39 protein-coding genes are annotated in these 23,810 nt (G+C 44.8%); all 39 read right to left on the bottom strand.

Annotation, left to right across the window (positions count from 1 at the left end; genetic code table 11):
- Positions 1-106 precede the first annotated feature (106 nt).
- Positions 107-1,213, bottom strand: a complete 1,107-nt coding sequence (locus tag ACUYLD_RS24830; RefSeq protein ID WP_446676189.1) for an Mrp/NBP35 family ATP-binding protein — start codon at positions 1,211-1,213, stop codon at positions 107-109.
- Positions 1,214-1,272: 59 nt separating this feature from the next.
- Positions 1,273-2,049 (bottom strand): N-acetylmuramoyl-L-alanine amidase CwlD, encoded by a 777-nt coding sequence (gene cwlD / locus ACUYLD_RS24825; protein ID WP_061831403.1) that lies wholly within the window; start codon positions 2,047-2,049, stop codon positions 1,273-1,275.
- 68 nt (positions 2,050-2,117) lie between these two features.
- On the bottom strand, positions 2,118-3,287 hold the full coding sequence (sat, locus tag ACUYLD_RS24820; RefSeq protein ID WP_446676188.1) for a sulfate adenylyltransferase: 1,170 nt from the start codon (positions 3,285-3,287) through the stop codon (positions 2,118-2,120).
- 53 nt (positions 3,288-3,340) lie between these two features.
- Entirely contained in the window at positions 3,341-4,033 is a 693-nt protein-coding gene (locus ACUYLD_RS24815) for a phosphoadenylyl-sulfate reductase (RefSeq protein WP_446676187.1), read from the bottom strand.
- A gap of 1,188 nt (positions 4,034-5,221) precedes the next feature.
- Positions 5,222-5,614, bottom strand: coding sequence for a 30S ribosomal protein S9 (gene rpsI, locus ACUYLD_RS24810; RefSeq protein ID WP_013312140.1), 393 nt, complete (start codon positions 5,612-5,614; stop codon positions 5,222-5,224).
- A gap of 20 nt (positions 5,615-5,634) precedes the next feature.
- Entirely contained in the window at positions 5,635-6,072 is a 438-nt protein-coding gene (gene rplM / locus ACUYLD_RS24805) for a 50S ribosomal protein L13 (RefSeq protein WP_013312141.1), read from the bottom strand.
- 183 nt (positions 6,073-6,255) lie between these two features.
- The gene (gene truA / locus ACUYLD_RS24800; RefSeq protein ID WP_061831400.1) at positions 6,256-7,041 is read right to left on the bottom strand and encodes a tRNA pseudouridine(38-40) synthase TruA; all 786 of its coding nucleotides are present in this window, start codon (positions 7,039-7,041) and stop codon (positions 6,256-6,258) included.
- A 151-nt stretch (positions 7,042-7,192) separates the two neighbouring features.
- A complete protein-coding gene (gene rplQ / locus ACUYLD_RS24795; protein WP_013312143.1) occupies positions 7,193-7,558 on the bottom strand; it encodes a 50S ribosomal protein L17 in 366 nt (121 codons plus the stop codon).
- Positions 7,559-7,592: 34 nt separating this feature from the next.
- Positions 7,593-8,537 (bottom strand): DNA-directed RNA polymerase subunit alpha, encoded by a 945-nt coding sequence (locus tag ACUYLD_RS24790; RefSeq protein ID WP_007432558.1) that lies wholly within the window; start codon positions 8,535-8,537, stop codon positions 7,593-7,595.
- Between the two features lie 135 nt (positions 8,538-8,672).
- Entirely contained in the window at positions 8,673-9,068 is a 396-nt protein-coding gene (rpsK, locus tag ACUYLD_RS24785) for a 30S ribosomal protein S11 (protein WP_013312144.1), read from the bottom strand.
- A gap of 19 nt (positions 9,069-9,087) precedes the next feature.
- A complete protein-coding gene (gene rpsM, locus ACUYLD_RS24780) occupies positions 9,088-9,456 on the bottom strand; it encodes a 30S ribosomal protein S13 (protein WP_007432560.1) in 369 nt (122 codons plus the stop codon).
- Between the two features lie 21 nt (positions 9,457-9,477).
- Positions 9,478-9,591, bottom strand: coding sequence for a 50S ribosomal protein L36 (rpmJ, locus tag ACUYLD_RS24775; RefSeq protein WP_003333770.1), 114 nt, complete (start codon positions 9,589-9,591; stop codon positions 9,478-9,480).
- A 118-nt stretch (positions 9,592-9,709) separates the two neighbouring features.
- Positions 9,710-9,925, bottom strand: coding sequence for a translation initiation factor IF-1 (infA, locus tag ACUYLD_RS24770; protein WP_006212898.1), 216 nt, complete (start codon positions 9,923-9,925; stop codon positions 9,710-9,712).
- Between the two features lie 2 nt (positions 9,926-9,927).
- Entirely contained in the window at positions 9,928-10,236 is a 309-nt protein-coding gene (locus tag ACUYLD_RS24765) for a KOW domain-containing RNA-binding protein (protein WP_013312145.1), read from the bottom strand.
- 9 nt (positions 10,237-10,245) lie between these two features.
- Positions 10,246-10,785 (bottom strand): M24 family metallopeptidase, encoded by a 540-nt coding sequence (locus ACUYLD_RS24760; RefSeq protein ID WP_061831399.1) that lies wholly within the window; start codon positions 10,783-10,785, stop codon positions 10,246-10,248.
- Positions 10,786-10,790: 5 nt separating this feature from the next.
- On the bottom strand, positions 10,791-11,435 hold the full coding sequence (locus ACUYLD_RS24755; RefSeq protein ID WP_061831398.1) for an adenylate kinase: 645 nt from the start codon (positions 11,433-11,435) through the stop codon (positions 10,791-10,793).
- Positions 11,436-11,525: 90 nt separating this feature from the next.
- Positions 11,526-12,824 carry a preprotein translocase subunit SecY gene (gene secY, locus ACUYLD_RS24750; protein WP_061831397.1) on the bottom strand — a complete coding sequence of 433 codons (1,299 nt, stop codon included), beginning with the start codon at positions 12,822-12,824 and terminating at the stop codon, positions 11,526-11,528.
- A complete protein-coding gene (gene rplO / locus ACUYLD_RS24745; RefSeq protein ID WP_013312149.1) occupies positions 12,824-13,264 on the bottom strand; it encodes a 50S ribosomal protein L15 in 441 nt (146 codons plus the stop codon). Before rplO ends, secY begins: the two co-directional genes overlap by 1 nt.
- Positions 13,265-13,307: 43 nt before the next feature.
- Positions 13,308-13,493 (bottom strand): 50S ribosomal protein L30, encoded by a 186-nt coding sequence (gene rpmD, locus ACUYLD_RS24740; RefSeq protein WP_013312150.1) that lies wholly within the window; start codon positions 13,491-13,493, stop codon positions 13,308-13,310.
- Between the two features lie 12 nt (positions 13,494-13,505).
- Positions 13,506-14,003, bottom strand: coding sequence for a 30S ribosomal protein S5 (gene rpsE / locus ACUYLD_RS24735; RefSeq protein ID WP_013312151.1), 498 nt, complete (start codon positions 14,001-14,003; stop codon positions 13,506-13,508).
- A 27-nt stretch (positions 14,004-14,030) separates the two neighbouring features.
- A complete protein-coding gene (gene rplR / locus ACUYLD_RS24730) occupies positions 14,031-14,399 on the bottom strand; it encodes a 50S ribosomal protein L18 (protein WP_007432568.1) in 369 nt (122 codons plus the stop codon).
- Positions 14,400-14,514: 115 nt separating this feature from the next.
- Positions 14,515-15,057, bottom strand: coding sequence for a 50S ribosomal protein L6 (gene rplF / locus ACUYLD_RS24725; protein ID WP_013312152.1), 543 nt, complete (start codon positions 15,055-15,057; stop codon positions 14,515-14,517).
- Positions 15,058-15,090: 33 nt separating this feature from the next.
- Entirely contained in the window at positions 15,091-15,489 is a 399-nt protein-coding gene (gene rpsH, locus ACUYLD_RS24720; RefSeq protein ID WP_007432570.1) for a 30S ribosomal protein S8, read from the bottom strand.
- A gap of 32 nt (positions 15,490-15,521) precedes the next feature.
- Positions 15,522-15,707 carry a type Z 30S ribosomal protein S14 gene (locus ACUYLD_RS24715; protein ID WP_013312154.1) on the bottom strand — a complete coding sequence of 62 codons (186 nt, stop codon included), beginning with the start codon at positions 15,705-15,707 and terminating at the stop codon, positions 15,522-15,524.
- Positions 15,708-15,783: 76 nt separating this feature from the next.
- Positions 15,784-16,329 (bottom strand): 50S ribosomal protein L5, encoded by a 546-nt coding sequence (gene rplE / locus ACUYLD_RS24710; protein WP_007432571.1) that lies wholly within the window; start codon positions 16,327-16,329, stop codon positions 15,784-15,786.
- 31 nt (positions 16,330-16,360) lie between these two features.
- Positions 16,361-16,714 carry a 50S ribosomal protein L24 gene (rplX, locus tag ACUYLD_RS24705; protein ID WP_013312155.1) on the bottom strand — a complete coding sequence of 118 codons (354 nt, stop codon included), beginning with the start codon at positions 16,712-16,714 and terminating at the stop codon, positions 16,361-16,363.
- Between the two features lie 36 nt (positions 16,715-16,750).
- A complete protein-coding gene (gene rplN / locus ACUYLD_RS24700) occupies positions 16,751-17,119 on the bottom strand; it encodes a 50S ribosomal protein L14 (RefSeq protein ID WP_007432573.1) in 369 nt (122 codons plus the stop codon).
- A 34-nt stretch (positions 17,120-17,153) separates the two neighbouring features.
- On the bottom strand, positions 17,154-17,417 hold the full coding sequence (gene rpsQ, locus ACUYLD_RS24695; RefSeq protein ID WP_007432574.1) for a 30S ribosomal protein S17: 264 nt from the start codon (positions 17,415-17,417) through the stop codon (positions 17,154-17,156).
- A 50-nt stretch (positions 17,418-17,467) separates the two neighbouring features.
- Entirely contained in the window at positions 17,468-17,665 is a 198-nt protein-coding gene (rpmC, locus tag ACUYLD_RS24690; RefSeq protein ID WP_007432575.1) for a 50S ribosomal protein L29, read from the bottom strand.
- On the bottom strand, positions 17,655-18,089 hold the full coding sequence (gene rplP, locus ACUYLD_RS24685) for a 50S ribosomal protein L16 (protein WP_007432576.1): 435 nt from the start codon (positions 18,087-18,089) through the stop codon (positions 17,655-17,657). Before rplP ends, rpmC begins: the two co-directional genes overlap by 11 nt.
- 2 nt (positions 18,090-18,091) lie before the next feature.
- Positions 18,092-18,757, bottom strand: coding sequence for a 30S ribosomal protein S3 (rpsC, locus tag ACUYLD_RS24680; RefSeq protein WP_013312156.1), 666 nt, complete (start codon positions 18,755-18,757; stop codon positions 18,092-18,094).
- A gap of 13 nt (positions 18,758-18,770) precedes the next feature.
- On the bottom strand, positions 18,771-19,103 hold the full coding sequence (rplV, locus tag ACUYLD_RS24675; protein ID WP_013312157.1) for a 50S ribosomal protein L22: 333 nt from the start codon (positions 19,101-19,103) through the stop codon (positions 18,771-18,773).
- Positions 19,104-19,139: 36 nt separating this feature from the next.
- Positions 19,140-19,418 carry a 30S ribosomal protein S19 gene (rpsS, locus tag ACUYLD_RS24670; RefSeq protein ID WP_007432579.1) on the bottom strand — a complete coding sequence of 93 codons (279 nt, stop codon included), beginning with the start codon at positions 19,416-19,418 and terminating at the stop codon, positions 19,140-19,142.
- A gap of 72 nt (positions 19,419-19,490) precedes the next feature.
- Positions 19,491-20,321 (bottom strand): 50S ribosomal protein L2, encoded by an 831-nt coding sequence (gene rplB, locus ACUYLD_RS24665; RefSeq protein ID WP_013312158.1) that lies wholly within the window; start codon positions 20,319-20,321, stop codon positions 19,491-19,493.
- Between the two features lie 30 nt (positions 20,322-20,351).
- Positions 20,352-20,642 (bottom strand): 50S ribosomal protein L23, encoded by a 291-nt coding sequence (gene rplW, locus ACUYLD_RS24660; protein ID WP_013312159.1) that lies wholly within the window; start codon positions 20,640-20,642, stop codon positions 20,352-20,354.
- Entirely contained in the window at positions 20,642-21,265 is a 624-nt protein-coding gene (rplD, locus tag ACUYLD_RS24655) for a 50S ribosomal protein L4 (protein WP_013312160.1), read from the bottom strand. Before rplD ends, rplW begins: the two co-directional genes overlap by 1 nt.
- A gap of 26 nt (positions 21,266-21,291) precedes the next feature.
- Complete coding sequence (rplC, locus tag ACUYLD_RS24650) at positions 21,292-21,915, bottom strand: 50S ribosomal protein L3 (protein ID WP_013312161.1); 624 nt, start codon at positions 21,913-21,915, stop codon at positions 21,292-21,294.
- A gap of 32 nt (positions 21,916-21,947) precedes the next feature.
- A complete protein-coding gene (gene rpsJ / locus ACUYLD_RS24645; RefSeq protein WP_005544556.1) occupies positions 21,948-22,256 on the bottom strand; it encodes a 30S ribosomal protein S10 in 309 nt (102 codons plus the stop codon).
- 339 nt (positions 22,257-22,595) lie between these two features.
- Entirely contained in the window at positions 22,596-23,786 is a 1,191-nt protein-coding gene (gene tuf, locus ACUYLD_RS24640; protein ID WP_023990558.1) for an elongation factor Tu, read from the bottom strand.
- Positions 23,787-23,810: the final 24 nt, after the last annotated feature.

The following is a 23,810-nucleotide window of genomic DNA, read 5'->3' as shown; positions in this document are numbered from 1 at the left end:
TTATACAACATTAACGCGGTGTCGTCTTAAACAAATTGAACATAAAAAAAGCTGTCGAGACTTTCTCGACAGCCTGAGGCTGGTTTAATAAACCAGCCTTTTTTCTTTATTCAGATTCCGTGTGCAAAATCGTAATCTGAGCAGCAATATCATTGTAAATGGTCCCCGTGGCAGACTCAGATTTATATACAGATGGAGAAAAGTCGGCCTCTGACGGATGGTTATCTGGAATACCCAGCGGAATTTGAGCAAGAAGTTTTGTATGAAGAGTGTCTGCCAGCATAGCCCCCCCTCCTCGCCCAAAAACATAGTCCTTTTCTCCAGTGGAGGACACATAATAAGACATGTTCTCCACAACGCCGATGATCTTATGATCCGTTTGAAGCGCCATTGCGCCTGCACGTGCAGCTACAAAAGCCGCCGTCGCATGTGGAGTAGTGACAATGATTTCTTCACTCTGCGGAATCATTTGATGTACGTCAAGCGCTACATCGCCAGTGCCTGGTGGTAAATCGAGAATCATATAGTCCAGTTTTCCCCATTCGACATCACTAAAAAACTGTCTGAGCATTCTCCCCAGCATGGGACCTCTCCAGATCACCGGGTTGTTTTCTCTAACAAAGAAGCCCATAGACATGATTTTGATACCAAATCGCTCCACTGGCTGAATGATACCATCTTCGACAGTAGGCACATCCTCTACTCCAATCATATCCGGCACACTGAATCCATAGATATCCGCATCAATCAAACCCACACGCTTCCCCTGTCTAGCTAAAGCAGCCGCCAAATTTACAGCTACTGTCGATTTTCCGACACCACCTTTTCCGCTTGCAATGGCAATAAATCGTACGCCAGATGCTGGGCTAAGCAGCTCATGTTCTTCCATACCAACAGCATGTCCTTTGGTCAAAACCGGGTCAGCCGCTTCCTCGGCCTCCTCTCCATTTTGAAGGGCAGACTTTTCATGCTCAGATGCCTCACGAATACGAATATGAACGTGACTTAATCCCGCCTCTTCTAATGTCTGCCGTATTTCTCGTTCCAACTCTTTCAGCGTCTCTTCCTGGCTATTCAGGGTAATGGCAGTCAAGGATACCCGATCCTCTTTAACCACCACATCCCGAATAAAATGGAGATCGACTAGACGGCGTCCTGTATGAGGCTCCCGCACTTGTTGAAGTAGCTCTATAACTTGCTCTCTTGATTGCATGAATTATCAGCACCTCTGCTTTAATGAATTACGGAGTGGTAAACACTTACAGTATACCACTATCTGGCTTCAGGTGCTGGTGAGATCCCCTTTTCCCCGGCACTGTAACGCAAAATCCCCTTATATATGGACGCCGCCACCTGCCTTTGATAGTTCACGTCACTAAGTCGTCTAGCTTCCTCAGGATGGGACAAAAATCCTACTTCTACAAGAGCTGATGGCATTTTGAGAGCTTTCAATAAATAAACTGTGTTCACGGTCTTAGCCACTCTGTCCGTATTTTCCAAGTTGCGTTTGATCTCTTCCTGAATTAAAGACGCCAAATTCCCGTTATCTGCATGGTTAGGTACGTAAAAGGTTTGGGCTCCACTCCAACGGCTCGACGGAATACTGTTCATATGGATACTTAGAAAGAGGTCTGCTTTCTGCTCCTCAATTATACGCACACGCTGCTTCAAATCCTCCGTTTTTCTTCTGGAATAACCTTTCGTTTCTTGCTGCGCCAGGTCGCGATCATCCTCACGTGTCATGACAACAACAGCACCTGCTTGCTGTAAATAATCCCGCAAATAAAAAGCGATTGCCAGATTAATATCCTTTTCAATAATCCCTTCTTTGCTAACCGCCCCTCCATCAGGCCCTCCGTGTCCAGCATCTAGGGCAATTACTTTACCAGTAAGGGGTAAACTCCAATGGGTCCAAGCTCTCGAAGCAGGTATCTCATACAATGCCAGTGTAATAAATAGAACGGCGAGACAACAGCCCAACAGCATTTTTTGCAACGTCCGATAGCGAATCCACAGTGTAACCTCGTTTTTACGATTATTTTTTTGCATAACAAAACGCCTCCGTCCTATACAGATACTAATAATCTATATGGGACGAGGCGTGTAGATAGTACAACTCAGGCATGAACAAATTCTTTCATACCTTCAATCAGCACTTGAGCGACTTCTGGTCGTGTAAATTCAGGTGGCGGGCAAACCCCAGAGCGCAACAATTCCCGTACCTTGGTGCCCGAGAGCGTTAAATGATGCTCCTTGGGATGTGGGCATGTTTTACTTGAGGCCATATTTCCACATTGGGTGCAATAAAAGCTGTGTTCAAAGAACAATGGAGTAATCCCTAGCTCTTCAGGTGTAAAGTGCCTGAAAATTTCCTGTGCTTCGTAGGTACCATAATAGTCTCCTACACCAGCATGATCCCTTCCAACAATAAAATGGGTGCAGCCATAGTTTTTTCGCACAATAGCATGGAAAATGGCCTCTCTAGGACCCGCGTATCGCATGGCAGCAGGAAATACCCCCAGAAAAGTCCGATCAGCCGGATAATAATTGTCCAACAGCACCAGATAGCTCTTCATACGCACATCTGCCGGAACGTCATCTGACTTGGTTTCACCAACGAGTGGGTTTAGAAACAAAGCATCCACAATCTCCATCGCGCTTTTTTGAATGTACTCATGTGCCCGGTGTACCGGATTTCGTGTTTGAAATCCTACTACTGTTTTCCAGCCTTTTTCTGCAAAATAATCGCGTGTCTGTGATGGTGTATAGTAAAACTCACTAAATTGTGTGGGCTCCGGCCGATTCAGCACTTGCACAGATCCACCAACATACGTAGCAGGTCGATCTAACAGTTTTTTTACGCCAGGATGAGCCAGGTCATCCGTCTTGAATACTCGTCTGGCTTCCTCAGCCTGATCTACCTGATAAATACTTTCAATATCAAGTACAGCATAAATAGTACCGTCTGTTTCACCCACCAAAGCCACCTGCTGACCTAATTTCAATTCACTGGCTACACTTTCTGCAACTGCAAGAGTAATGGGAATACTCCAGACTGTACCATCGGCAAGACGCATATCTGTTACCACTGACCGATAATCAGATTCATTCATAAACCCCGTCAAAGGAGAGAATGCCCCCACTCCAATCAAATCCAGATCAGAAATGGTCCATGAGTTTACATGGATTGGGAACAATTCCTCTGCGGCCTGCAAAAGTGCTTTTTGCTTCGATCCTGTAATGATTTTATCAACAAGTGTTCCGCCATGCGGAAGAATTGCAGTCATAATGCACTTCCCTTCTCTTCATAAATATGACTCATAGCTACCTGGATACCATTTTATTGATGGAGCCCACACTCCGTTTTCTCATTGCCTGACCAGCGACCTGCACGAGGATCTTCACCTGGTAGGACCTCACGGGTACATTGCTCACAACCGATACTGGGATAATTGCGGTCATGCAATGGATTATACAGCACTTCATGAGTACGGATATAGCTCCATACATCCTCGGATGTCCAGCTTGCCAAGGGGTTAAATTTAACGAGTCCAAACTTTTCGTCGTACTCTACCTTTTTTGAATTCGCACGGGTAGGGGCCTGATCCCGGCGAATACCGGTAATCCATGCATCGTATTGTGACAAAATACGTGTCAGCGGCTCAACTTTGCGTATACCACAACATGTGTTTGGATCTGTTTTCCACAGTTCCTCTCCATGCTCAACCGCTTGCTCTTCAGGAGTAATTAAGGGAGAGACCCTAACAAAATCCAAGTTATATCTGGCTTTCATCTGATCTCGCGTATCATAAGTTTCTTGAAAATGAAAGTCGGTGTCCAAGTAAAAAATGTCGGTGGAAGGGCTAATTTTTTGAAGCATATCTACTAGTACTACATCTTCTGCTCCGAAGCTACAAGCAAAGGTAAGATTGGGAAATGTAAGAACAGCATACTGGATAATTTCCTCTGGCGTAGCCTCTTCCAGTTCAATTGCCTTGACTCTAATCAACGCTTCTTTCTCCAATAAATTCATTATCAATGCGCCTCCATATGAAGATTCATAAATAAGTGTCACTCCAATACCGACTAAACTAATAAGATTAAATACAGTATAAAACTTTCACAATCATTGTCAATCCACAGCAAAATGCCCTGATGCAAGCATTTATCCACCTAAATTTGCAGGAATGTTGCTCTGTCAGCATTCTTTAATGCTTTCTTGCGTATCCAATCAAGTTCATTGACTTTATATAAAATATTCTTATACCAAACATTTGAAAAATGGCCCATAGGCCCAGTGCGCGGCAGCCATCGGTAATGCTGAACAGCTTTGGGTTGCTTTGATCAAGCAAGAACCATCTGTAGAAGAAAGCAAGTGAAACCCACTCTACTATTCTGGAGCTCTGGCGTCAGCGATGCCTTCATTCTGAAAATTATAAAAGGAATGACTGCGCGCTGAACTCTTAGTATACCTCTATTCAATCCTAAAGCGCTCGTAGCGGCAATTCCCGAGGAATTGATCACTGGACACAAGCAAGACTCTTATCGCTACTAGAAGCCTATTTAAAGCCTGTCATCAATGAGGGGCGATATTATGAGGTTAGACAGTCGGACAATACATGGTGCTCCCAGTTATAGTTTGGAGCGATTGCTGTGTAGACTATTTCTATTACCAGTAACATGTACATCGGCGTTGCAATTGCAGTAGCCTAGGAAGCGGACACTGCTAGGCTAAGGACCGTCCTTCTGCTCCGTGCACACAAATAAAAAGAGGTATTCCTTGCCGTATCCCTAGCTACGCCCAAAACAGCTGTACAAGAGGCATAGACAGTGCCAGCCAGAACATATCAAGGAGGACTTTACATAAACAAGTGAAAGCAAAGTATCCTCGTGAAACAGCACTTAGCAGAAAATATTAAGATAAGGCTATATTGAATAACCGAACATTATATTTTTAGCCACAGGTTATAAACATTACAGAATAAACTGCGTTGAAATAGCAAACTGTATTTGTGTATAACAATATCATCTTCAATTCCATGGTGGATAACTTTTCGTATTCCGTGCATTTGCATGCAGTTATTTATGTATTCGCTGAAACATGCTGAAGCTTGTAACTTTTAGAGCAGGTCTACTTATCCACATGTGGATAATGATCAGGAAATGACTAAATAAAAAAGAACCCTTTCCATAAGGAAAAGGTTCTTCTGTATTCGAAATATTAACGTTTCGAGAACTGTGGTGCACGACGAGCGGCTTTGAGACCGTATTTTTTACGTTCTTTCATACGTGGGTCACGAGTCAAGAAACCTGCTTTTTTCAAAGCTGGACGGAATTCCGGATCTGCTTTCAACAGAGCACGGGAAATACCGTGGCGAATTGCGCCGGCTTGACCAGAGATACCACCACCATGAGCGATAACGAGTACGTCATAGCTGCCAACTGTTTCTGTCAGGTTCAGTGGTTGTTTTACGATCAGTTTGAGAGTTTCCAAACCAAAATATTCATTAATATCACGCTTATTGATGACAATGCGTCCTTCACCCGGTACGAGACGAACACGAGCTACCGAATGTTTACGACGACCTGTCCCATAGTATTGTACTTGTGCCATGAAACTGTCCTCCCTTTTAATTATCCGCGAAGTTCGTAAACTTCAGGTTTTTGTGCTGCATGTGGATGCTCAGTGCCTCTGTAAGCTTTAAGTCTCAGCTTCATTTTCTCGCCTTGACGAGTTTTAGGAAGCATACCGTGAACAGCCAATTCCAACATGCGCTCAGGCTTGTTCTTAACCATTTCTTGTGCAACCGTTACTTTCAGACCACCCGGATGCAGGGAGTGACGGTAGTATTTCTTGTTCTCCATTTTTTTACCGGTCAATACGATTTTTTCCGCATTGATTACAACAACAAAATCACCTGTGTCCACATGTGGTGTAAATTGTGGCTTGTGTTTGCCGCGAATCAACGCAGCCGCTTCGCTTGCCAGACGGCCGAGCGTTTTGCCTTCGGCATCAATGATGTGCCAGTTGCGCTCAACTTCATTTGGCTTCGCCATATACGTAGTACGCATGAAAAGTATCCTCCTTAAGTTCGTTAACAGAAATCATCATTTATCTTCGTTCGTTAAGTTGCTGCATTATTGATGGATTAGATGTTAATTTAAAGTGATTATCTTAATTGGGGCTGTGGGAAAGCCATTAAGAAAACACAACTTTTATATTACAGGATAACCATCAATTCCGCAAGGGTAAAATCAATGTTTTTTGATGTTTTCGTCGTACTCTACATTCCAGAGCGTTAAAGCGTGTCCAACGGCCGTAGGTCCAGCCTTTGAACGATTTTTCGCCTCCAAAATGGAAGGAATATCATCCGACGATTTTTTGCCTTCTCCCACTTCCAGCAAAGTACCCATAATAATCCGAACCATGTGCTGTAAAAATCCGCTACCTGTAATATAAGTATGGATAATTCCCTGATCATCCGAGCCCGGACGTGAAAAGGAATGGTCTACTGTCATATAGGCTTCGTAAATAGTGCGAACATGATTCGTCTTTTGGGAACGTCGAGATGCGAACGAAGTATAGTCAAAGGTGCCCACTAAATGAGCCAACCCTTCCTCCATCGCTCTTACATCCAGTCTCGTTGGATGATGGGCCTGTGTACGACGGTGAAAGATGTCCGGAAACCGGTTCGCATTAATGCTGTACCGATATGTCTTCCGCTTCGCCATGCGGCGTGCATGAAAGGACAGTGGCACCTCTCTCGCATCCGTAACGATGATATCACGAGGCAACCAGGCATTAAGTGCCAGACACCAGCGCTGTAACGGAATCGGCGATTCAGTGTGAAAATTGAATACCTGCCCGTATGCATGTACACCTGCATCTGTACGGCCTGAGCCTGTAATTTTAAGACGCTCGCCCGTCAATGAGTAAATAGCATGTTCAAGGCAGTCCTGAATGGTGTTACCGTCAGGCTGCGTCTGAAAGCCATCATAGTGGGTTCCGTCATAGTTCACCTTCATGCACAAGTTCCGCATGTTTCTCACACCTTTATAGGGGTAGTCTCTGGCCTTACAAGGAATAACCGAACATAACAAAGGAGAAGCCCCTCAAGGACTCCTCCAAGAGAAAAAAAGGGTTGTTCAGAATCAAGCCGATTCTGTCCACCCTTCCCTCATCTTCGCCTGTCTACGCGCGGTCAACCAATTCCAGATATACCATTGGAGCGGCGTCGCCACGACGAGGTCCCAATTTCAAGATACGAGTGTATCCACCTGGACGCTCAGTGTAACGTGTAGCCAATTCGCTAAACAGCTTTTGGATTGCATCCTGCTCACCATCCAAAGTTTCACGGCGAACGAACGCAGCCACTTGACGACGTGCGTGCAGATCTCCTTTTTTCGCTTTGGTGATCAGTTTTTCAGCAATAGAACGAACTTCTTTCGCTTTAGCCTCAGTAGTTTGGATACGCTCATACAAGAACAGATCGGTTACCAAATCACGAAACAAAGCTTTACGGGCACTGGAGTTACGGCCCAATTTTTGGTATGCCATGTAATTTCCCCTCCTTCACAAAAACGTTGCTGTACTATTCTTCCGTACGAAGTCCTAAACCAAGTTCCTCAAGCTTCTCTTGTACTTCTTCCAAAGATTTGCGACCCAAGTTACGGACCTTCATCATATCTTCTTCAGATTTAGTCGTGAGTTCTTGTACCGTATTGATACCAGCGCGCTTAAGGCAGTTATAGGAACGGACGGAGAGATCCAGCTCTTCGATCGTCATTTCAAGAACTTTTTCTTTCTTGTCTTCTTCTTTTTCAACCATAATTTCAGCATCTTTTGCCTCGTCCGTGAGACCCACGAACAACATCACATGCTCGGTCAAAATTTTGGCTCCAAGGCTCACTGCTTCCTCGGGACGAATACTTCCGTCAGTCCAAACCTCAAGTGTCAGCTTGTCGTAATTCGTAACCTGGCCGACACGCGTATTTTCTACGCCGTAGTTCACGCGTGCAATCGGAGTGTAGATGGAGTCGACGGGAATGACGCCGATCGGCTGGTCATCACGTTTGTTCCGATCCTGCTTAACGTAACCGCGACCGCGATTGGCAAAAATACGCATGTGAAGTCTCGAACCCGGTCCGAGCGTAGCAATGTGAAGATCCGGATTAAGAATTTCCACATCACTATCCGCACGGATATCTCCTGCCGTTACAACTCCTTCGCCTTCCGCATCGATTTCGAGTACTTTCTCTTCATCCGAGTGGATTTTAAGCGATAAAGCTTTCAAGTTCAGAATGATCTCCGTTACGTCTTCCTTCACACCGGGAACCGTTGCAAACTCGTGCAGAACCCCATCGATCTGAACCGATGTGACTGCTGCCCCCGGTAACGAGGATAACAGAATACGGCGAAGCGAGTTACCCAACGTCGTACCGTATCCGCGTTCCAGCGGTTCTACTACGAATTTTCCATAGGTGCCATCATCATTGACGTCAACCGTCTCAATTTTCGGCTTTTCGATTTCTATCACTGCAATATCCCTCCTTCAAAACGTCGCTCCTATATGAAACATTCACCTTATCCATAGTCTATCATGCAGTATACCTAAACATCCATTCTTGGCAGTTTGTGCCGGATCTATACTACACGCAGAGGAGAAATCTCATTAGACGCGACGACGTTTTGGAGGACGGCATCCGTTATGAGGTACCGGAGTTACGTCTTTAATCAGGTTAACTTCCAAACCAGCAGCTTGCAAAGAGCGAATTGCTGCTTCGCGACCTGCACCAGGTCCTTTAACCATGACTTCGACAGTTTTCATGCCGTGTTCCATAGCAGCTTTAGCAGCAGTTTCTGCGGCCATTTGCGCTGCGAATGGAGTAGATTTACGGGAACCACGGAATCCCATGCCGCCTGAGCTGGCCCAAGAGATTGCGTTACCGTGTGGATCTGTGATCGTAACGATCGTGTTGTTGAACGTGGAACGGATGTGTGCCACGCCAGTCTCGATATTTTTACGGTCACGGCGTTTTGTACGTACAACTTTTTTCGGTTTAGCCATTGAATGTTATCCTCCCTTCTTATTTCTTTTTGTTCGCTACAGTCCGACGAGGACCTTTACGGGTACGAGCATTAGTTTTAGTACGTTGTCCGCGAACAGGCAATCCACGACGGTGACGAACACCACGGTAGCAGCCAATCTCAGTCAGACGTTTAATATTCAAGGAAATTTCACGACGCAGATCGCCTTCTACTTTAACTTCTTTGTCGATCGTTTCACGTAATTTGCTCACTTCATCTTCAGTCAAATCACGAACACGCGTGTTTGCACTGATGCCTGTTTCCTTCAAGATTTTCTGAGAAGTCGTTTTACCGATTCCGAAAATGTAAGTCAAGGCGATCTCAACGCGTTTGTCACGTGGCAAATCCACACCAGCTATACGAGCCATTTTACGCTACACCCCCTTCTATTAACCTTGTTTTTGTTTGTGTTTCGGATTTTCGCAAATAACCATTACATTCCCTTTGCGGCGAATGACTTTGCATTTTTCGCAAATAGGTTTTACAGAAGGTCTTACCTTCATGTTGATTACCTCCTCCAAGCTTTACCCTGGTAAAACTCGCTTCGTGAACATTCACATCGTTTTGCCGAGCAAAACAAGTTTTTTTAAATGACATACGTTTAATAAAAACCTGCATGAATTACTTGCGGTACGTTATACGGCCTTTGGTTAAATCGTAAGGCGATAACTGTACAACCACCTTGTCGCCTGTCAAAATACGGATAAAGTGCATCCGCAGCTTTCCGGAAACATGAGCAAGAATTTGATGACCGTTCTCCAGCTCTACCTTGAACGTAGCGTTCGGTAGTGGCTCGATTACCGTACCTTCAACCTCAATGACATCTTCTTTGGCCAAAGTCAGTCTCCTTTCTCTTCAGCTTGGTATTCGGACGAGTCCAGGAAAGTTTTCACTGCATGGCGCAGCTTTCCGTTCGTCACCCGACCGCTTTCGTTTAAACTGTTTACAATCTCGCTACTAATCTTTGGCTGAGGCACCAAATGAAGAACATTTTTCTTCTTCGCTTGATCAAACTTTCGTTTATCCCCATCCGCAATATATACAAACCTGCTATCTGCTACTGAAACGACAACCGCAATCTGTCCGGCACCTCTGCCCTTCAGAATCTTCACCAGCTGACCGATTTGCAGGTTTCCTTGCTGAATCATTCCAATCACCTACGCACTCAGTTTCGTGAAAATGTCCATGCCGCCCGTTTCGCACGTCACCGCTTGCTCGTTATGAGCACATGAGGTTACGTTCATCGTAACGACCGTCCAGTTGTCTTCCAGCGTCCCTACATGGTGAGAACCTATCTGAATCATAGATTCAATAGCCAGCCCAATGCCGGTTTTCAGCCTCGGCCCCTGCTCAGGAATACCACGGTTTGGATTCTCAATATATTGCCGAATGGCATGCGACATTGTAAACTGGCGAGTTTTCGCGATGATATCGCCTTTGTTTAACTTGCGTTTGCCGGGAAATCCGTGCACCAGTTGTTCGTTGACTGAAGCGCAAATGCTAGCAGGAAAACCGTTATAACCTTTAAAAGACGGCACAGCTCCCTGACTGCGAATATACCGATCAGCTAAATGATCAAGTTCACCGGTCGTAATACCGGGCTCGATGTGTCCTGCCAAGAGATGATCCGTCTCCGTATCTATTCTCTTAGCTTTCCTCATTAAGCTTGATTCCGTCCCCGACTTGCAAATGATCATTACAGCTAACCCCGCAACAAGGACACGATATTTTGGGAAACCACATCAATATCCTGTTCTCCGTCAATATGACGCAGAAGATTCTGGTTCTCATAAAACGTGAGGAGTGGTGCTGTTTTATTACTATATTCTTCAAGTCGTGTTCTTACGCTATCTTCATTATCGTCAGGACGCTGATAGAGTTCCCCACCGTCTTTATCGCAAATGCCTTCAACCTTAGGAGGATTAAAGACAATATGATAGCTAGTTCCGCAGCTTTTACAAACCCGCCGTCCTGTGATTCGTGCCAACAAGTTGTCACTATCCACTTTCAAGTTGATGACGTCATCTAGCTTCGTATTCAAACGACCCAAAATTTGATCCAAGGCTTCAGCTTGAGCCAAAGTTCTTGGAAAACCGTCCAGCAAGAACCCTTTCTTGCAATCTGGCTGTTGTAGCCGTTCTTCAACGATACCGATTGTTACGTCATCCGGAACAAGTTCACCCTTGTCGATATATTCTTTAGCTTTAATGCCAATAGGTGTTCCCTGTTTCATCGCTAGGCGAAAAGCATCACCTGTCGAGATATGAGGAATGCCGAATTCCTTCACAATGACATCTGCTTGTGTACCTTTACCAGCCCCCGGAGGGCCCATGATCAAAATATTCACAATCTGTCACTCCTCAAGACGACCCCTACACAAGAAACAGCACAAAAGGTGCCGGTAAGCATGCGAACATCCTAAGCCGGTACCTATTGCCTATTTGTTGATGAAGCCTTTGTAATGGCGTTTGATCAGTTGGCTTTCGATTTGCTTCATTGTATCCAGTGCTACACCAATGATGATGAGCAATGAAGTACCGCCAATTTGCACGGAACGAGGCAAGCCCGAAAGCGAACCGAAGAATACCGGCAAAACGGATATGACTGCCAGAAACAAAGCTCCTGTCATTGTCAAACGTGACATTACTCGTGTCAAGTATTTCTCCGTGGCTTTACCCGGGCGAATTCCCGGAATATAACCGCCGTTTTTCTTCATATTGTCGGCCATTTGCTGCGGATTCATCTGTACAAAGGTATAGAAGAATGTGAAACCGATAATCATTACGACATACAAAACCATGCCCAGCGGCTTGTCATAGTACAAGTAAGTGGTAATCCACTTAGCCCAAGCATGATCTGCCCAGAAACTCGCAATAATTGTCGGGAATTGCAGCAATGATACCGCAAAGATTACCGGAATAACGCCTGCCGCATTAATTTTCATCGGAATATGCGTATTCTGGCCACCGTACATTTTGTTGCCAACTACACGTTTCGCGTATTGTACCGGGATTTTCCGAATACCTTGCTGGATGTAGATAACACCAACAATAATCAGAACAATCACCAGGGCAATTATAATTGCCTTCAGAATATTCATAAACAGCTGATCTGCCTGAATAAACTGAGATTCTACAACCGTCCGAATATGTCTTGGAATACCCGCCGCAATCCCTGCGAAGATAACAATAGAGATACCGTTGCCGATTCCCTTTTCAGTAATTTGCTCACCGAGCCACATAAGGAACGTAGTTCCTGCTGTAAGCACAATGGCAATAACCAGATAATCTGCAAAAGTGGCTCCTGGAATCATCGCTGCACCGTACAGTCGATTAAAGCCAATCGACGTTCCGAATGCTTGAATCAGGCCAAGTATTACCGTACCATAACGCGTAATTTGAGCCAACTTCTTTTTACCATGCTCTCCTTGTTTAGCCCATTCCGCAAGTTTCGGAATCACGTCCATTGACAGCAACTGTACAATGATGGACGCTGTAATATATGGCATAATCCCGAGGGCGAAGATCGAAAACTGATACAATGCGCCCCCTGAGAAGGTGTTAAGGAGTCCAAACAACTCGCTTCCTGCCTGATCCTGAGAAGTAAAGACTTGCTTATTCACGCCGGGAACCGGCACGAAGGAGCCAATACGATATACAAAGAGTATAAACAGGGTAAACAGGATTCGGGTTCTAAGATCCTCAACCCGCCATATATTTTTCAGGGTCTTGAACATTAGATCACCTCGGTTTTACCGCCGGCAGCTTCAATTTTCTCTACCGCAGATTGAGAGAACTTGTTCGCTTTAACTGTCAACTTCACAGTGATTTCACCGTTACCCAGAATTTTAATTCCGGATTTGGCGTTTTTCACAATGCCATTGTTCAGCAAAAACTCAGGGCTTACTTCTGTACCCGCTGCAAAACTGTTCAAATCTTCGATATTCAAAACCGCATACTCTTTACGAGTAGGATTTACGAAACCGCGTTTAGGCAAGCGACGATACAGTGGGTTTTGACCACCCTCGAAGCCCGGACGTACACCACCGCCGGAACGAGCGTTTTGACCTTTATGACCACGACCAGAAGTTTTACCCGTACCGCTACTAGGACCACGACCCAAACGTTTACGTTCTTTGCGGGAGCCTGGAGCTGGGGAAAGCTCATGTAACTTCATCGTTCGTTGCACCTCCTTGATTATTGTTAAAATACTTTATTTCTTAAGCCTCAATTTCTTTAACAGAAACCAAATGGCTAACTTGATTAATCATCCCGCGAATAGCTGCATTGTCGGGTTGAACTACTTTATGGTTGATTTTACGCAAGCCGAGCGTTTTAACAGTCGTTCTCTGATTACCAGGACGGCCGATCAACGAACGAACGAGGGTAATTTCTAATTTCGCCATGATATTCCCTCCTTAGCCCAGCAGCTCTTCGATGGATTTGCCGCGCAATTTTGCAACTTCTTCAGCGCGTTTCAAGCGGGACAAACCTTCCAAAGTCGCATTGACCATATTCATGGAATTCGAAGAACCCAAAGATTTTGTCAAGATATCACCTACACCAGCAAGTTCCAGTACAGCACGAACCGGACCACCAGCGATAACTCCAGTACCTTCCGATGCCGGTTTCAACAGAACCCGGCCAGCACCGAACTTACCTGTAACAAGGTGAGGAATTGTTGTTCCTACGAGTGGAACGTGAACCAGGTTTTTCTTAGCATCTTCAATACCTTTGCGAATTGCATCAGGTACTTCGCCAGCTTTACCGATTCCAGCGCCTACCCAGCCGTTGCCGTCGCCCACTACTACCAGAGCACTGAAGCTGAAACGGCGTCCGCCTTTGACAACTTTAGCTACACGATTAATATTTACTACTCTTTCAGTCAGTTCCAAAGTATTCGGATCTACACGCAAGTCGTTAACCTCCTTTTGAGAAATGTCTTAGAATTCAAGGCCTGCTTCGCGAGCTGCATCAGCCAAAGCTTGAATCCGTCCATGATACAAGTATCCACCACGGTCAAATACGATGTTAGCATGACCTTTTTCTTTCGCACGTTTAGCAACGAGTTCGCCAACTTTACGAGCTGCTTCTACACTACCGCCGTTTTTGATTTCGCTGCTCAGTTCTTTATCCATAGTGGATGCAGATACCAATGTTACACCAGCTACATCATCAATCAGTTGTGCGTAGATATGCTTGGAAGAACGGAACACGTTCAAACGAGGACGTACAGCCGTACCTTCGATTTTCTTACGTACACGCAGATGTCTTCTGACACGTGCTTTATTTTTATCTTGTTTTGTAATCATCTCAAGTTTTCACTCCCTTCAGTTTGCCTTTTAAAACTTTATACTAAGACGCACTGGGTAAAAAAGAAGTACGAAGTCTTTCCAGCAGAAAGACCGCACAAAGTCGGTAAGAAACTTATTTCTTCTTACCGGCTTTACCTTCTTTACGAATGATGCGCTCGCCTTCGTATTTAATCCCTTTACCTTTGTACGGTTCAGGTTCACGAACGGAACGAATTTTAGCAGCGTAGGCACCTACACGCTCTTTATCAATTCCGCGAACGATGATTTTAGTGTTCGAAGGAACTTCGAATTCGATGCCCGCTTCCGGTGTGATTTCAACCGGGTGAGAGTATCCAACGTTCAGAACGATTTTATCTCCGGATTTGCTTGCACGATATCCGACCCCAACCAGCTCCAGAGATTTTGAAAACCCTTCAGTTACACCACTTACCATGTTGTTGACAACGCTGCGGGTTGTTCCATGCAAAGAGCGGTGAAGTTTGTTGTCCGAAGGACGAACTACATTAATTTCATTGTTTTCCACAGTAACGGACATGTCTTTATGAAGCTCACGAGTCAATGTTCCTTTAGGACCTTTAACTGTGATTGCTGTGTTGTTCAAAGTCACGTCAACACCACTTGGTACTGTGATTGGTTTACGACCAATACGGGACATATCTGTTGCACCTCCTATCTTTTAAACGTTATCTTACCAAACGTAGCAAACAACTTCTCCGCCGGCTTTGGACTGACGCGCTTCTTTGTCAGTCATGATACCTTTGGATGTTGAAATGATTGCGATCCCGAGTCCACCCAGTACGCGTGGAATCTCATTGCTCTTTGTGTAAACGCGAAGACCTGGTTTACTGATTCTTTTCAAACCTGTAATAACACGCTCGTTGTTCGCACCGTATTTCAAGAAAATACGGATGATCCCTTGTTTGCTATCTTCAACAAATTCCGCATCACGAATGAATCCTTCACGTTTCAGGATGTCGGCGATTTGTTTTTTCATTGTAGATGCAGGCATTTCTACTGTTTCGTGACGAACTGTGTTCGCGTTACGAATACGAGTAAGCATATCTGCAATTGGATCAGACATAGTCATTGTGTATAAACCTCCTTCCCAAACAGGACTTTTTACCAGCTTGCTTTTTTCACGCCAGGAATCTGGCCTTTATAAGCTAATTCACGGAAGCAAATTCTGCAGATCTTAAACTTTTGCAGTACCGAATGTGGACGACCACAACGCTCGCAACGAGTGTAAGCACGAACTTTAAACTTTGGTGTGCGTTGTTGTTTGACTTTCATTGAAGTTTTTGCCACTTAGCCTGACACCTCCTAAATAGTTTCGGAGAACAGGGTGTCTTTAAAATCAGACGCCCGAAACGTTATGCCAACATTATTTTGCGAAAGGCATGCCCAGCTGAGTCAGAAGCTCACGGGACTCTTCGTCAGTTTTGGCAGTCGTTACGATAACGATGTCCATACCACGAACTTTATCAACTTGATCATACTCGATTTCCGGGAAGATCAACTGTTCTTTCAGACCAAGCGTGTAGTTACCACGTCCGTCAAAAGCTTTTGTCGATACACCATGGAAGTCACGTACGCGAGGAAGAGTAATGTTGAACAATTTGTCCAAGAAATAATACATACGCTCGCCACGAAGTGTTACCTTTACACCGATCGGCATGTTTTCACGCAATTTAAAACCTGCAATAGATTTTTTTGCGCGAGTGATTACTGGTTTTTGACCAGCGATCAGCTGCATGTCGTTGAGAGCTGAATCAAGTACTTTGGAGTTTTGGACTGCGTCGCCAACACCCATGTTGATTACAACTTTCTCGATTTTAGGCACTTGCATCACTGTTGTATAGTTGAACTTCTGCATCAAAGCAGGAGTGATTTCTTTCAAGAAACGTTCTTTCATTCTTGTTGTAGCCATGAATCATATACCTCCTTTCTTCAAAAAATAATTAGTCGATCACTTCGCCAGAACGTTTTGCAATGCGCACTTTTTTTCCGTTGTCCAAAACTTTGTAACCAACACGGGTTACTTTTCCGCTCTTCGGATCAATGTGCATAACGTTGGAAACGTGAATCGGAGCTTCTTTCTCGATGATGCCGCCTTGTGGATTCAGCTGATTAGGCTTTTGGTGTTTTTTAATCATGTTAACACCTTCCACAAGCACACGGTTTTGACGAGGGTAAGCAGCGATAACGCGACCTTTTTTACCTTTATCTTTACCTGTAATCACCAGAACAGTGTCGTCTTTTTTGACGTGCAGCTTGTTGTTATGGGATTCCAGAACTTTTTTCACTTTTGGCATTTCGTACACCTCCTACGGGCACATTTTAAGGTGAGTTTAGATCACTTCCGGAGCCAAGGAAACGATTTTCATGAAGTCCTTGTCACGAAGTTCGCGAGCAACTGGTCCGAAAATACGAGTACCACGTGGGCTCTTGTCTTCTTTAACGACCACTGCTGCGTTTTCGTCAAATCCGATGTAGGAACCGTCTTTACGGCGGATAGAACGTTTAGTACGAACAACAACCGCTCTTACTACATCACCCTTTTTGACAACGCCGCCTGGTGTTGCTTGTTTTACGGAACAAACGATCAGGTCACCAATTTGAGCTGTACGACGTCCCGTACCACCGAGCACACGGATACACATCAGTTCCTTCGCGCCGGAATTGTCAGCTACAGTCAAACGTGTAAATGGTTGAATCATTTATTTATCCTCCTTTCGGAAAAACTACACTACATTAGATTATAACAGCTTTTTCAACGATTTCGACCAGTCTCCAGTTTTTGTCTTTGGACAAAGGGCGAGTTTCCATGATTTTAACAGTATCACCAATTTGTGCGGTGTTGTTTTCATCATGAGCTTTGAATTTCTTAGTTACTTTAATGCGTTTATGGTAGAGATCATGTTTTTTGTAAGTTTCTACAGCAATCACAATCGTTTTATCCATTTTGTCGCTGACTACTTTACCGACTAATACTTTACGGGCATTACGTTCGCTCATTGTTGGCCTCCTTCCTAATTACAGGCGGATTTTCCACCCGGTCTGATATCTTAGCTAATCCCAAGTTCTCTTTCACGGATCACAGTTTTAGCACGAGCAATTTCCTTACGCACAGCGCCGATCCGAGTCGGGTTATCAAGCTGACCGGTAGCGAGTTGAAAACGAAGGTTGAAAAGTTCTTCTTTAAAACCGGAGATCTTTTGTTCGATTTCAGCAGTGGTTAGGTTGCGGAATTCACTAGCCTTCATTTGCTTCACCACCCAATTCTTCACGTTTCACAAACTTAGTTTTGATTGGCAGTTTGTGAGCGGCAAGACGCATTGCTTCACGAGCAATCTCTTCCGGAACACCAGCAAGTTCAAACATAATCTTGCCTGGTTTCACTACTGCAACCCATTTTTCTACGTTACCTTTACCACTACCCATACGAACCTCAAGAGGCTTCTGAGTAATTGGTTTGTCAGGGAAAATTTTAATCCAAACCTTACCACCACGTTTGATGTAACGAGTCATCGCAATACGAGCAGCTTCGATTTGACGGTTAGTAATCCATGCAGGTTCAGTAGCTTGCAAACCGTACTCACCAAAGTTCAGTGTAGTACCGCCTTTTGCACGACCCTTCATATGACCACGTTGTTGTTTACGATGTTTTACGCGTTTTGGTACCAACATGATTAGTTGCCTCCTTCCTGAGGAGCTTGTTTCTTAGCTGGAGGAAGAACCTCTCCACGATAGATCCATACTTTTACGCCAAGACGACCGTAAGTAGTATGAGCTTCCGCTGTACCATAGTCAATGTCGGCACGAAGCGTATGCAGTGGAACAGTTCCTTCGCTGTACCCTTCGGAACGAGCGATTTCGGCACCGCCAAGACGTCCGCCTACTTGAGTTTTAATTCCTTTTGCTCCGGAACGCATAGTTCTTTGAATTGCTTGTTTCAAAGCACGACGGAAAGAAACACGACGTTCCAATTGTTGTGCAATGCTTTCAGCAACCAGAATTGCATCCAGTTCAGGATTTTTAATTTCAGAAATATTGATGTGTACCTTTTTACCGCCTGCGATTTTAGTAATTTCATTACGCAGATTTTCAACTTCGGAACCACCCTTACCGATAACCATACCTGGTTTCGCAGTGTGAATCGTTACGTTGACACGGTTAGCTGCTCTCTCGATTTCAACACGGGATACAGCGGAGTCTTTCAATCTTTTTTTCAGATGTTCACGAATTCTAACGTCTTCCAGCAAAAGATCACCGAAATCTTTGCCTGCATACCATTTGGATTCCCAATCACGGATAATACCGATTCGGAGTCCGACGGGATTTACCTTTTGGCCCACACGTTTTCCCTCCTTATTTTTCAGATACCACCAGAGTAATATGACTGGTGCGTTTGTTGATGCGACTTGCACGACCCATTGCACGCGGGCGGAATCGTTTCATTGTAGGACCTTGGTTTACAAAAACCTGAGATACTACCAATTTATTTACGTCCAAAGAGTAGTTGTGATCTGCATTTGCAATCGCAGAATTCAACAATTTCTCAACGACTGGAGAAGCGGACTTTGGAGTGTGACGAAGAATTGCGATCGCCTCACCAACCTGCTTACCGCGAATCAAATCGATAACAAGTTTCACTTTGCGAGCAGAAATCCGTACGGACTTAGCATGTGCTTTTGCTTCCATTGAGTTTACCTCCTCTCAAACACTACGCTGTGTTGATTATCTTCTTGTTTTCTTATCGTCATCCGTATGGCCTTTGTACGTACGTGTTGGAGCAAATTCGCCCAATTTGTGTCCGACCATATCTTCCGTTACGTATACTGGCACGTGTTTACGACCATCGTATACACCAAACGTATGTCCGATAAATTGTGGGAAAATCGTAGAGCGACGGGACCAAGTTTTGATTACCACTTTTTTGTCCGACTCGTTCAAAACCTCTACTTTTTTCAACAGGTAACCATCAATGAATGGTCCTTTTTTGAGACTGCGACCCATTTATGAATCCTCCCTTCGTTAAAACGTAGTCGTTCCTTAATATGTTAACGTGCGACTTAAGCGCACGTTTTATTACTTAGTACGACGACGAACGATGTACTTATCAGATGCTTTACCTTTTTTACGCGTCTTGTAACCAAGGGTTGGTTTACCCCATGGAGACATTGGAGATTTACGTCCGATTGGAGCGCGACCTTCACCACCACCGTGTGGGTGATCGTTAGGGTTCATTACAACACCGCGAACTTCAGGACGTTGTCCCAACCAGCGACTACGACCAGCTTTACCGATTTTCACCAGTTCGTGGTCTTCGTTACCTACAGAACCGATTGTAGCGCGGCAAACTTTCAGAATGCGGCGAACTTCACCAGAAGTCAAACGAATTGTAACATACTTTTCTTCTTTACCAAGAAGTTGGGCTTCCGTACCAGCGGCGCGAACGAGTTGACCACCTTTACCCGGTTTCAATTCGATGTTGTGGATAACCGTACCTACTGGAATGTTTTCCAGCGGCAAGGAGTTACCGATTTTGATATCGGAACCTGCACCGGATACCACTTCGTCTCCTACTTTCAGACCTTTAGGAGCGATGATGTAACGTTTTTCACCATCCACATAGTGGATAAGTGCGATGTTGGACGTACGGTTTGGATCATATTCGATCGTAGCAACGCGGCCCGGTATTCCATCTTTGTTACGTTTGAAGTCAATAATACGGTATTTACGTTTGTGTCCGCCGCCTTGATGACGAACTGTAATTTTACCTTGGTTATTGCGTCCAGCTTGCTTGCTCAGAGGTGCCAGCAACGATTTCTCGGGCTGATTAGTTGTAATCTCCTCGAAAGTAGATACAGACATAGCACGTCTGGCCGGGGACGTTGGTTTATACTTTTTAATTGGCACTGAGTTTCCCTCCTTACTTTACAGTTTCAATTATACCGTTTCAAAAAACTCAAGCGGCTTACTGTCTTTGCTCAGCGTTACGAACGCTTTTTTCCACTCGCTCGTATAGCCGGAATGACGTCCGTAGCGTTTTGGTTTTGCAGGAACACGAAGCGTATTTACGTTACTTACTTTCACGTTAAAAATGGCTTCGATTGCTTTTTTAACTTCGACTTTGTTAGAACGAATGTCAACCTCGAAAACGTATTTCAAGTCATTCATCATACCAGCCGTACGTTCGGTGATAACCGGACGTTTGATAATATCACGAGGATCCTTCATTACGCGAGCACCTCCTCTACCTTCTGAACTGCTTCCTTCGTAATGATCAGTTTGTCGTGTCCGAGCACATCAAGAACATTAATGCCGTCTGCGGCTACAAACTTCACACCAGGAATATTACGAGCGGACAGTGCTACATTATCATCATAGCTAGGAGCTACAATCAATGCTTTACGATCAGCTTTAAGGTTATTCAAAATGGCTGCGAATTCTTTCGTTTTAGGTCCGTTCAGTGTAAGAGCGTCCAATACGATAATTTCATTCTCAATCACTTTGGATGACAACGCCGATTTGATCGCCAGACGACGAACTTTTTTAGGCAATTTGTAAGCATAGCTGCGTGGAGTCGGACCGAATACAGTACCGCCACCAACCCATTGCGGTGCACGGATCGAACCTTGACGAGCGCGGCCAGTACCTTTTTGTTTCCAAGGTTTACGTCCGCCACCACGTACTTCAGAACGTCCTTTTACTTTGTGAGTACCTTGACGTAGGGAAGCCAATTGCATAACAACAGCGTCATGAAGAACGTGCTTATTCGGCTCGATACCGAACACTGCGTCGTTCAATTCAATTTCACCAACTTGGCTGCCGCTAATATTAAATAGTGCTACTTTTGGCATTTCGTGTTCCTCCTTTCTTCAGTTGTTTATTTTTTCACCGTTTCTAATACTTTAACGAAGCTATTTTTAGGTCCTGGAATGGAACCTTTCACGAGCAATACATTACGTTCTGTATCGATCTTAACAACTTCAAGACGTTGGATCGTTACCGTTTCATGCCCCATGTGTCCTGGAAGGTGTTTACCTTTAGGAACGCGGTTAGCTTGAATGGAACCCATAGAACCTGGACCTCTGTGGTAACGCGATCCGTGTGCCATTGGTCCGCGGCTTTGTCCCCAACGTTTGATAACGCCGGCAAAACCTTTACCTTTAGAAATACCTGTTACGTCAACGAACTCGCCTTCTGTGAAGACATCAGCCTTCAGTTCTTGGCCAACCTCGTACGCAGCAAGGTCGATGCCACGAAGTTCACGAACGTAGCGCTTAGGTGCAGTATTTGCTTTTTTCGCATGTCCTGCTTCAGGTTTGTTGGATCTTTTTTCTTTCTTATCAGAGAAACCGAGTTGGATAGCTTCGTATCCATCGTTTTCCAGATCTTTCTTTTGCAGAACAACACAAGGACCTGCTTCGATAACCGTAACAGCAAGTACGTTACCTTCAGGGGTAAACACTTGAGTCATTCCGAGTTTTTTTCCTAAGATACCTTTCATGTTGACACCTCATTTCTTTTCCTAATTACATATTACAATTTAATTTCGATATCTACACCGGACGGCAGGTCCAAGCGCATCAAGGCATCCACAGTTTGTGGAGTCGGGTTAACAATGTCGATCAAACGCTTGTGTGTGCGCATTTCGAACTGCTCCCGGGAATCCTTGTACTTGTGTACCGCACGGAGAATAGTAATGATTTGTTTTTCAGTTGGCAGCGGAATTGGCCCGGATACACCTGCGCCCGAACGTTTAGCTGTTTCAACAATTTTCTCAGCGGATTGATCAAGAATTCTATGATCGTAAGCTTTCAAACGAATACGAATTTTTTGCTTTGCCATTTTAGTCCCTCCTTCTATCGCCCAATTTGGTATCGGACATACTCCGTGAAAATTTTCCGACAGCCCTCCCATGGCAAAGGGGCCGGGTGTGTCAGTAACCTCTCACATCATCGCACAGTCACAAACAACATTAGTTATTATATCGAATAGTTCTGCCTATTGCAAGCAAAAACGAAAAAACAATGCATCTTATTTTCAAGAGATGCAGTTGTGCTCGCAGCTCGCGATTTTTCCCAAGAGAAAAGCCCCCGCACCAGGGCAGGGGCTCGTTTAGCTTCGTTCCAATACAACGTTACTCGTTCCAGTACACTGTTGCTCTATTTAAAGGCTAAAGCCTTCTTATTTGGAGATTGTTGCTACAGCACCAGCGCCAACTGTACGTCCACCTTCACGAATAGAGAACTTAGTTCCTTCTTCGATAGCGATCGGGTTGATCAGTTGAACAGTAACTGTGATGTTATCACCAGGCATTACCATTTCGGAACCTTCTGGCAAAGTAATGATACCAGTTACGTCAGTTGTACGGAAGTAGAACTGTGGACGGTAACCAGTGAAGAAAGGTTTGTGACGTCCGCCTTCTTCTTTAGTCAAAACGTAGATTTGAGCAGAAAATTCTGTATGTGGGTTAACAGAACCTGGTTTAGCCAATACTTGGCCACGCTCGATTTGTGCACGATCTACACCGCGAAGCAGTGCGCCGATGTTGTCACCAGCTTGAGCGGAATCAAGCAATTTACGGAACATTTCTACGCCTGTTACTACGGATTTACGGGATTCTTCTTGAATACCGATGATTTCGATTTCGTCGCCCACTTTAACTGTACCACGCTCTACACGGCCTGTAGCAACTGTACCACGACCAGTGATGGAGAATACGTCCTCGACAGGCATAAGGAAAGGCTTGTCAGTGTCGCGTTCTGGAGTTGGGATGTAAGTGTCGATTGTTTCGAACATTTCAACGATTTTTTTAGCCCAGTCGCCATCTGGGTTTTGCAGTGCTTCACGAGCGGAACCGCGAGTGATTGGAGTGTCGTCGCCTGGGAAGTCATACTCGCTCAGCAAGTCGCGAACTTCCATTTCAACCAATTCCAGCAACTCTTCGTCTTCAACCATGTCGCATTTGTTCAGGAATACAACGATGTAAGGAACACCAACTTGGCGGGACAACAGGATGTGCTCACGAGTTTGCGGCATTGGGCCGTCAGCTGCGGATACAACCAGGATCGCTCCGTCCATTTGTGCAGCGCCAGTGATCATGTTTTTAACATAGTCGGCGTGACCTGGGCAGTCAACGTGTGCATAGTGACGGTTAGGTGTTTCATATTCCACGTGTGCAGTGGAGATTGTGATACCGCGTTCGCGTTCTTCTGGAGCTTTATCGATTTGATCGAATGCTACAGCAGCACCACCGTAAGTTTTGGACAATACAGTTGTGATTGCAGCAGTCAAAGTAGTTTTACCATGATCGACGTGACCAATAGTACCGATATTAACGTGCGGTTTGTTACGTTCAAACTTAGCCTTTGCCATTTGAACAATTCCTCCTCAATAACT

The organism is Paenibacillus sp. SER-28 (assembly GCF_052906305.1).
This window is presented reverse-complemented; position numbering and strand designations above follow the sequence as displayed.